The 1,534-nt window shown below is 65.4% G+C and carries 1 protein-coding gene; it reads right to left on the reverse strand.

Features of this window, described 5'->3' with window-relative positions:
• Positions 1 to 322 precede the first annotated feature (322 nt).
• Positions 323 to 1,387, reverse strand: coding sequence for an IS110 family RNA-guided transposase (locus AC1DTW_RS28085; RefSeq protein ID WP_477985323.1), 1,065 nt, complete (start codon positions 1,385 to 1,387; stop codon positions 323 to 325).
• Positions 1,388 to 1,534: the final 147 nt, after the last annotated feature.

The following is a 1,534-nucleotide window of genomic DNA, read 5'->3' on the forward strand; positions in this document are numbered from 1 at the left end:
CCTAACCCTTTAGAGGGACTTCCTTCCCTGTCAAGCCGTATTCGTATTCATCGTCGATGACAGTGCGGTGGTTTTGGAAGCGCGCAGTGAGTCGAAGGTCTGAACGAGGAGCAGACTGCCACTCTAGAGACGGCCTTGTTGCACGCGGCAGATGCCGTGAGTCGTGCGGGCCCGGATGCGAACCGCTCGGCGGGGCTCCAATCCAATCGCGTGGCACTCGGGATAGTCGAGTCACGAAGGGTTAGTCGAGCTTGCCCGCCGCCGGTCTGACCTGTCAGAGCATCTTCGTCATGTCGTCCGCGCAAGGAAGATCAGTCGCACGTCAGGCTGTGGCGGGCACGAGCGCCGCAGCGGGCTTGACGCTCACATGCTGAGCGTCGAAGCGATCGCCCTTGGTCATCACCGCCCACAAGATGCGGGCGTTCTTGTTGGCCAGCGCCACGGCCGCGATCTGCCAGCCCGAGCGCTCGCGCAGTGCAAGCGCCCAGCGCGAGATCGGATCGCTCCTCTTGTGTGCGGTGAGCACCGCCGACTTGGCGCCTTGCACCAACAGGCTTCGCAGGTAGGTGTCGCCGCGGCGCGTGATGCGCCCGAGTTGGGTCTTGCCACCGCTGGAGTGCTGACGCGGCACGATGCCGCACCAGGCCCCGAACTGCGCACCGTTGTTGAACTGCTTGAAGTCATCGACAGTGGCCACGGCCGCACTGGCGCCCACGATGCCGATGCCCATCAGCTGCGCGGCCTGGCGCACCGCCGGATTGTCGCGTGCGTGCTGCGCGATGCGCTGGTCGCACCAGGCGATGTGCTCGTCCAACTCGTGCCACTGCGCTTGCGCGCGCTGGATTACCAGGCGTGCCAGGGTGTTCATCTCGTGCGAGCCGTCCTCGAGCACGTCGCTGAGCACTCGGCGCAGCGCTTCGGGGCCTTGCGCAAAGGCCAGGCCGAACTCGCTCAGCAGCCCGCGGATGCGGTTGATGCACGCGGTGCGATCGGCCTTGAGGCCCTGGCGCAGGCGGTGCACGCACAGCATGGACTGCTGCTCGACGGACTTGACGGGCACGAAGCGCATCGACGGTCGCGAAGCGGCTTCGCAGATGGCCGCTGCATCGTTGGCGTCGTTCTTGCCGGTGGCGCCTTGGCTGCGGTACGGCTCGACGAGTTGCGCGCTCATCAGCCGCGGCACCAGGCCTAGCTCCACGAGGCGGCGCGCCCAGTGGTGCGCGCCTGAGCTGATCTCCATCGCGACGCTGCAGCCCGCAGGCAAACGTGCGCACCAGGAGATGAACTTGTTGCGCGGCAAGGCGCGCCGACACACAACGCGGCCGGTCGCATCGACCGCATGCACCTGCATAACGCGCTTGGCCAGGTCGGCACCGACGCGAACGATTTGGCCTGCAGCCTCGCCTCGTGTAATCTGCTCCACGGACTTCCCCTTTCCACGCTTCAGATTGATGACTTCGAACACCACCAATCTTGGCGCTTCGACGCCGTTGCAGGAATGTGGGAAGTCCCTTCACATTCCCATCGAGCGGAC

The sequence above is a fragment of the Rhizobacter sp. P5_A1 genome, from assembly GCF_056400745.1.